Source organism: Exiguobacterium sp. s28, assembly GCF_018618135.1.
GTDB lineage: Bacteria > Bacillota > Bacilli > Exiguobacteriales > Exiguobacteriaceae > Exiguobacterium > Exiguobacterium mexicanum_A.
Window position 1 is genome coordinate 1 of sequence record NZ_JACSLL010000022.1, and the last position, 6,904, is coordinate 6,904.

8 protein-coding genes, 1 tRNA gene and 1 other RNA gene are annotated in these 6,904 nt (G+C 46.5%); 2 read left to right on the forward strand and 8 right to left on the reverse strand.

All coding sequences use genetic code 11. The features are described 5' to 3' along the window. Positions 1 to 377: 377 nt before the first annotated feature. The 6 genes from KNP78_RS15060 to tadA all read right to left on the reverse strand — a co-directional run bounded on the left by KNP78_RS15060 (position 378) and on the right by tadA (position 4,147). Positions 378 to 602 carry a YaaL family protein gene (locus KNP78_RS15060; protein WP_034781883.1) on the reverse strand — a complete coding sequence of 75 codons (225 nt, stop codon included), beginning with the start codon at positions 600 to 602 and terminating at the stop codon, positions 378 to 380. Continuing rightward, on the reverse strand, positions 599 to 1,198 hold the full coding sequence (gene recR / locus KNP78_RS15065; RefSeq protein ID WP_021065285.1) for a recombination mediator RecR: 600 nt from the start codon (positions 1,196 to 1,198) through the stop codon (positions 599 to 601). Before recR ends, KNP78_RS15060 begins: the two co-directional genes overlap by 4 nt. A gap of 22 nt (positions 1,199 to 1,220) precedes the next feature. After that, a complete protein-coding gene (locus tag KNP78_RS15070) occupies positions 1,221 to 1,538 on the reverse strand; it encodes a YbaB/EbfC family nucleoid-associated protein (protein WP_034781885.1) in 318 nt (105 codons plus the stop codon). A gap of 15 nt (positions 1,539 to 1,553) precedes the next feature. Beyond that, a complete protein-coding gene (gene dnaX / locus KNP78_RS15075) occupies positions 1,554 to 3,230 on the reverse strand; it encodes a DNA polymerase III subunit gamma/tau (RefSeq protein WP_214825347.1) in 1,677 nt (558 codons plus the stop codon). Positions 3,231 to 3,324: 94 nt separating this feature from the next. Next, positions 3,325 to 3,593, reverse strand: an RNA gene (gene ffs, locus KNP78_RS15080) — signal recognition particle sRNA large type. A 53-nt stretch (positions 3,594 to 3,646) separates the two neighbouring features. Then, on the reverse strand, positions 3,647 to 4,147 hold the full coding sequence (gene tadA, locus KNP78_RS15085; RefSeq protein WP_214825349.1) for a tRNA adenosine(34) deaminase TadA: 501 nt from the start codon (positions 4,145 to 4,147) through the stop codon (positions 3,647 to 3,649). Positions 4,148 to 4,268: 121 nt separating this feature from the next. Here tadA and KNP78_RS15090 point away from each other — a divergent pair, with 121 nt between their 5' ends. Further along, entirely contained in the window at positions 4,269 to 4,904 is a 636-nt protein-coding gene (locus KNP78_RS15090) for a deoxynucleoside kinase (protein WP_034781893.1), read from the forward strand. Next, positions 4,901 to 5,572: a deoxynucleoside kinase gene (locus tag KNP78_RS15095; RefSeq protein ID WP_021065290.1), complete on the forward strand. Its 672-nt coding sequence runs from the start codon at positions 4,901 to 4,903 to the stop codon at positions 5,570 to 5,572. Before KNP78_RS15090 ends, KNP78_RS15095 begins: the two co-directional genes overlap by 4 nt. 42 nt (positions 5,573 to 5,614) lie before the next feature. Here KNP78_RS15095 and KNP78_RS15100 read toward each other — a convergent pair whose 3' ends face one another. Both KNP78_RS15100 and KNP78_RS15105 read right to left on the reverse strand, forming a co-directional pair. Beyond that, positions 5,615 to 6,613 carry a hypothetical protein gene (locus KNP78_RS15100; RefSeq protein WP_214825351.1) on the reverse strand — a complete coding sequence of 333 codons (999 nt, stop codon included), beginning with the start codon at positions 6,611 to 6,613 and terminating at the stop codon, positions 5,615 to 5,617. Between the two features lie 167 nt (positions 6,614 to 6,780). Beyond that, positions 6,781 to 6,870 (reverse strand) — tRNA-Ser (locus KNP78_RS15105). Between the last annotated feature and the right edge of the window lie 34 nt (positions 6,871 to 6,904).

Here is a 6,904-nt window from a genome sequence, read left to right on the forward strand (position 1 = left end):
GAATTTGATATAGCTCTTTAAAAATGACGAAGCTTGCGCTTCATTCAAAAATTGTAAAACATTTTTGCCTCATCGTTCAGTTTTCAAAGTTCGTCTGTCGTTCTTGGCGACTTAAATATCTTAACAAGCTATTAACGAGAAGTCAATATCTTTTTTAGATTTTTAAAACCGCTCTCGGCGACGTCTATTAATATATCAATAAAACTTTGAATACACAATAGCTTTTTCAGAAAAACTTTAAATTATTTTTCAGTCTCTGCGTTTTTTGTAGGAAATGATGAACGCGTTTCTAGTTCCTTCATTATATAGAGAAAAAAGTGACCGTTGAATGGACCTAACCATTCGGCATATAAAAAGGCGAGATGGAATATCTCGCCTTACGATCTTAAATTCGAAAGTGAAACTTTGCGTTGCTTCGCCTCTTTTAAATAAAAGAAGTACAATGCTTCCGCTTGTTTAACTTGCGCTGCTAATTCCCCAGTGTCTTCGATACTCACTTCAAGTATGTGACGTTTCGATTCGTACTTCGCCTTAGCATCTAACAGCTCTAACAAAAATCGTTGGTCATATCCGTCTCGGAGAGGTTTGCGAAACCATCTCATAGTTCGCGTCTACCTTCCATCGCTCTTGATAAGGTCACTTCATCCGCATATTCTAAATCGCCGCCTACAGGTAAACCATGCGCCAGACGCGTTACACGAATCCCAGTCGGTTTTAACAGCCTGGACAAATACATTGAAGTCGCTTCCCCTTCGATATTCGGGTTAGTCGCCAAGATCACTTCACTAATCGCTTCATTCTCTTGAAGGCGCGTCAACAAACTCGATACGTTAATATCTTCAGGGCCAATCCCTTCCATTGGGCTAATCGCCCCATGCAAGACATGGTACTTCCCGCGATACTCTCGCATCTTCTCCATCGCAATCACATCTCTAGAATCTTGAACAACACAGACCACCGTCTCGTCGCGATGGGAATCCGTACAAATCGCGCATGGGTCAACATCTGTAATGTGCCCGCATACCGTACAATATTTAATATCACGCTTAGCGCTGACAAGAGCCTTAGCGAACGTCAGCACATCGTCTTCTTCCATATCTAATACATGGAATGCTAAACGTATGGCAGTTTTCGGACCAATGCCCGGCAATTTGGTAAAGCTTTCAATCAAACGTCCGATCGCTTCAGGGTATTGCAACTCACATCTTTCCTTTCTTCACTTAAAAGCCTGGAAGGTTCATCCCTTGCGTAAAACGTCCCATTTTGTCATTAACGAGTTGGTCAGCTTGCTTCATCCCGTCGTTAACTGCTGCCAAAACAAGATCTTGCAACATTTCGACGTCATCTGGATCGACAGCATCTTCAGCGATGATGACATCTAACACTTCTTTATGTCCACTGACGATAACTTTTACCATGCCGCCACCTGCCGTACCTTCAACAGTCAAGTCTTTCAATTCTTCTTGAGCTTTCGCCATATCTTTTTGCATTTTCTGCATTTGCTTCATCATATTGTTCATGTTTCCCATTCCACGCATGTAGAGCGCCTCCTTTTAAACTTCTTCAATTTCAACGACGTCACCGAAACGTTCAACGGCCTTCGAGACAAGTGGATCTTCTTCAACCACTTCCTCTTCTTTATGATCCGAACGTTCAGCTTGTTTACGAAGGATGAACTCATTCTTCAACTCAACCCAATCGGTCTCTAGTACGGCCATGATTTCTCGACGAATTCCCGTCACTTCAAACAAGGCTTGTTCAATCACGTCTCGCGTGCGACCGTTCGAGCTAACTTGCTCGTAGTGCCACGTCATCCCATCTTTAAATTGTACCAGTAAGGTGTCACTAGCACAAAGCACAGCTTCACTCTCATAGAATAGTGCAAAAATTGGACCATCCTGCGTTCGGATATTCCCCATAATATCTTCCCAGCTATCACGTATTGCGTTTAAATGTTGTCGTTCCGCTCGTTGCAATAATTGACGGATGCGTTCCTTCGGGACTCGAATTTGAGTTCGCTTGGCAACTTTAGGTTTCTCTGTTGTTGCTTCCGCTGCAGGGACTCCCGTTTTTTTGACCTCGCTCAACTCGCGACTCAGTTCACGGACCTGCTCTTGAAGTTGTTTCATCTGTTCTGTCATCGTCCGCCCTTGTTCGGCGATACGAATAAACGTTAGTTCCACCAAAACTTTCGGATGATTCGATAATCGCATCTGTTGCTGACAATCATTCAACTCTTCAATCACTTGGAATAGTTCATCTGTCGACGTCGCTTCAACAAATTGTCGGAACGTCTCTGTCGGGCGAGCGCGTTCGAGTAAATCGACCGCTTGAGGTGAGGCCTTTAATAGTAAGGCGTCACGATGAACGAATACGAGATCTTCAATGAATCGCTTCAAATCCTTACCTTCACGCAGCATCGTTTCCAACGTATTCAAAATTTGATCAAGTTGCTTTTGCTGTAAGCCGTAAGCCATATCGAGCAGAGCATCATCCGTCACCGCGCCGGTCACTTCTAGCACAGCGTCTTCGGTCAAACGGCCATCGCTAAAAGCGAGCGCTTGATCGAGTAGGCTGAGTGCATCGCGCATCCCACCATCGGCAGCACGGGCAATCAGCTTGAGCGCCTCTGGATCATAGTCATAATCTTGATCGTTCAAGATATATGCCATACGTGTCTGCAATTGACCGACTTCATGCCGTTTCACATCAAAACGCTGACAACGCGAGATGATAGTTGCTGGAATTTTATGCGGTTCTGTCGTCGCCAAAATAAAGATGGCATGCGCCGGCGGTTCTTCTAACGTCTTTAACAAGGCGTTGAAGGCACCTGTCGAAAGCATGTGCACTTCATCGATGATATATACTTTGAAGCGCGCTTGAGAAGGCGGATATTTGACTTTATCCCGGATTTCTCGAATCTCGTCGACCCCGTTATTTGAAGCCGCATCGATTTCAAACACGTCCGGGCTTGTCCCTTCTGTGATTGCAATACAAGTCGGGCACGTATTACACGGCTCTCGTGTAGGCGCCGTCTCGCAGTTGATGGCTTTCGCGATAATTTTCGCCAAACTTGTCTTCCCGGTCCCTCGTGGACCCGAGAACAAATAGGCATGTGACATTCGTTCCTCAAGCAACGCATTTTGAATCGTTCGTGTGATATGAATTTGACCGACAACCTCTTGGAACGACTGCGGACGATAAACCCGATACAACGCTTGATACGCCATGTCCCCGCCTCCTTTCTTCCTTACATTCTCTATTTCATCATACAAAAAAATCTACAACCCTGGGGCCGTAGATTGAAGTTATTAAATAAATCTGCCGCGCACCGATTTCTGAAAGCACGTCAATGTGCGTTACTCATGCAGTTTGCTCGGCCCAAGCACCCCTGCGGCACACGGTACGTCACCACTTAAGGCTGCTTCCTTCCGGACCTGACCTGGTTCATGGGTGACCGTTGCGCAGGACTCAGACGTCAACGCCACTTACACGAGGACAGGCCACACCAATGCACTCCCTCGAATCGGAATTCAGTCTCGCTATAGCGGATTGCGAGTTACAGGGCACCGCTACCTCCCCGCCTAGCACGGCAAATGGGTAAATGAAGTTAGGCACTACGTTGAGTGCTATTACATTATACTGTTTAATCAGATGGGTTGCAACCTCTCTGTTCAAGCCGCGCCTGCTTCTTCCGTTCTCTAAGGTTTCGGAAGAATACTGTCAGCAACTCGCCACACTCTTCTGCTAAAACATTTTGTGTCACTTCGGCTTGGTGGTTGAAGCGTTCGTCTTGGACGAGGTTCATGAGCGTCCCGCAACATCCACCCTTCGGATCGTGGGCACCAAAGATGACCCGCTTCACACGAGACAGCACGATGGCACCCGCACACATCGGACACGGCTCTAACGTGACGAACAGTTCACAATCCTCTAAACGCCAGTTGCCGAGCGTCTGGTTTGCCTGCTCAATCGCAATCATCTCGGCATGAGCCGCTGCCAACAAGTCGGTTTCCCGACGATTATGGCCGACCGCAATCACCTCATCACCTTTAACGATGACGCATCCGATCGGGACTTCGCCGATTGCTTCCGCCTTCTTTGCTTCTTCAATGGCGAGCCTCATAAATCGTTCATCTCGTTCCATATACACACTCCGTTTCTGATCACTTATTATGAAAAAAAATGAAAATCATTTCGCTCGCCCTATCCACTTCATTGTATGCTAGAATGGAACTTGCACTTTGGATAATGGAGGATGACATCATATGTTTATAACGGTAGAGGGACCGATTGGTGTCGGGAAAACGTCACTGGCCCATATCATCAGTCAGCACTTTTCAATGCAGATGCTGAATGAAATTGTAGAAGAGAATCCGTTTCTCGGCAAGTTTTATGAAGATATCGACGAATGGAGCTTCCAAACGGAGATGTTCTTCCTTTGCAATCGCTTCAAGCAATTAGACGATATCCACAAACACCACTTGAGTCAACAGCAATCCGTCGTTTCTGACTATCATATTTTCAAGAACTTAATTTTCGCTCACCGTTCCCTGAGACCAGCTCATTTGAACAAATATGAGCAAATCTATAAGATTTTGACACACGATATGCCGAAACCTGATGTCGTCATCTACTTACACGCCAGCATCGAGACATTGATGAAACGTGTCGCCTTGCGTGGACGTGAAGTAGAAGAGAACATGTCTCGCGATTACCTCGAACAGCTCGCTCATGATTACGAAACGTTTATCGAATCATACCGCGCGACGCATCCCGAAGTGACGATTCTTTCGTTTAGCGGAGATGAGCTCGACTTCGTCCAAAACCCGGATGATTTGACGCACGTCCTCTCGACGATCGAACGTGAATTAGAATTGACTAAAGGAGCAAAAATCAAATGACGCTGAATGAAAAATATAACATTCCGAACGATACGATCATCACGATCGGTGGAATGGTCGGAATCGGTAAATCAACGATCACGAACTCACTTGCCGATGCCCTCAACTTCCGCACTTCACTCGAGAAAGTAGACACGAACCCTTATCTCGATAAATTTTATCATGATTTTGAGCGTTGGAGTTTCCACCTTCAAATCTATTTCTTGGCTGAACGGTTCAAAGAACAGAAAAAAATCTTCCAATACGGCGGCGGCTTTATCCAAGACCGCTCGATTTACGAAGATACTGGCATCTTTGCCAAGATGCACTATGAAAAAGGGACGATGTCTCCAACCGACTATGAGACGTACTCAAGTTTGTTTGAAGCGATGGTACTGACACCATTCTTCCCACACCCTGACCTTCTCATTTATCTTGAAGGCTCATTCGAGCAAGTACTCGACCGCATTCAAATGCGCGGGCGCGAGATGGAACAACAAACACCGATCACATATTGGGAAGAGATGTACGCTCGTTATACGGAGTGGATCAACAACTTCAACCTTTGCCCTGTACTTCGTCTCTCAATCGAAGAGTATGACTTGATCAATGACCCTAACTCGGTTGAACTCATCTTGGAGAAAATCGAGAAACAATTGACGATTGCTCGCGAAGCGAAAGTCAGATAAGTAAAGAAGGTGCACCGTTCGCTTGAGCGGTGCACCTTCTTTTTATGTGTGGGCGATATGAGGTTTCCGGTACGTCGGCGTCTTCCGTGCTTTTCGGAAACCGTCGATGGAATCAAACACTGCGGCCAAAATCGTGATGGCGACGACCAATCCAAATACCCAATCGAACGAGAGCATGCCGTTCGGAACGTTCGTCTCGATCCAGTTCAAAAATCGTGGATCGAGTAACTGTGGGGAACTGGCCATCCAGATGATGAACGTTGCCGAGGCAATATTGTAGATCAAATTAAACGAAGCGAGCGCATACGTCCAATGTCCGTTCATCCATTTCCATACCCCAAGCACGACTTGGAGCAAGATGACGGTCACAAATAACCAAATCACATCCATCAGGAACGTTTGATTGAAGATGGGAGTGATCATCGTGAACCCCGCGTTCGTAGATTCATAAATCCCTAGTAACTGTTCGGCGTTAATATACACGCCAAACCACACGGCTGTCCAAAACAACCCGAACCCTGCGTCAAATTTACTGATTCGACCGCCCTTCACCCGTTCTTTCAGCTTGGACACATCCCATTTCATATCTGGCGCCGGTACGTCATCAGGTGCATAGCGCTCAATCAAAAAGAAGACGAGCGTAATCCAAAACACGAGCTGAATCCCGACCTCCCATAGCGCATCGAACATGTTCGTCAAAAATGTGCCGATCGTCGGCATAAGCGGTCCTGAGAACGTTGGCATGCTAGACAACACGAGACCGAAGAAAACGACGGCTAAGACGATTGGAACGACAAGTTTAATTACGGTCACATACATTGGGAAAAAGCGTGGTCCGATGACATACTGTCCTTCCTTATAACGTGCGGCAACGACGGTTGGATGCCCAATCTCTTCTAACACTCGTTTCACTTCCGCCTCAGTCGGATGTTCGGGCAATGCCAGCTCAATCGATTGCCGAATCGAGGTAGCCGCCTCCTCGCGCCGTTTCGGAGGAACATGCCGTACGACCTCATCGATATACATCTCAATCCAATCCATGACGCTCATCTCCTTCCTTACGCGCCACTATAGTCTACTCTATGTAGATTCCCGGTTTACGCGCGGCTTAGCCAGATTTCGTCGGATTGCTACAAACAAAAAAAGCCGCAGACCGGAGTCTACGACCATAAAAAAAACGCATCTGCCCATGCAGATGCCAAAACAAGCGGAGTTGGTGGGATTCGAACCCACGCGAGCCTTACGACTCCTAACGGATTTCGAGTCCGTCCCCTTCAGCCGGGCTTGGGTACAACTCCAGGCTTAAAAAAGTGTAAAAAAAAGAAAGTGGAG